The organism is Pseudomonas peli (assembly GCF_050563605.1).
In the GTDB taxonomy this organism is placed as follows: domain Bacteria; phylum Pseudomonadota; class Gammaproteobacteria; order Pseudomonadales; family Pseudomonadaceae; genus Aquipseudomonas; species Aquipseudomonas peli_A.
The window spans coordinates 1-358 of the sequence record NZ_JBNXUH010000331.1 but is presented as its reverse complement, the minus strand read 5'-3'; the positions used below and the strand labels follow the sequence as shown (position 1 = coordinate 358).

Annotated in this window: 2 pseudogenes; both read left to right on the top strand. The window is 58.8% G+C overall.

Annotated elements, in window-relative coordinates:
• A pseudogene (locus ACQ4LH_RS21915) lies at positions 1–207 on the top strand (phenylalanine--tRNA ligase beta subunit-related protein); the annotation flags it as partial.
• 38 nt (positions 208–245) lie between these two features.
• Positions 246–358 (top strand): annotated as a pseudogene (locus ACQ4LH_RS21910) (phenylalanine--tRNA ligase beta subunit-related protein); the annotation flags it as partial.

Sequence of the window (358 nt, the reverse complement as noted above, 5' to 3'; positions counted from 1 at the left end):
CTGCTTGATGGTCAGGAAGTCAGCCTGCGTAGCGATACGCTGGTGATCGCCGATCACAGCCGTGCCTTGGCGATTGCCGGTGTGATGGGCGGCGAGCACAGCGGTGTCAACGAAAAGACCCGCGACCTGTTCCTTGAAAGTGCGTTCTTCGGCACCAATGCCAATGGCGGCCAGGCGCGCCCCTTCCGTTTTCCCCACGAAGCAACCCTGTTTTCTAATCACATCTGAACGCTCCGGCCACGGCNGAGCACAGCGGTGTCAACGAAAAGACCCGCGACCTGTTCCTTGAAGTGCGTTCTTCGACACTATTGCCATTGCTGGCAAGGCGCGCTCTTACGGTTTGCACACGGATGCATCG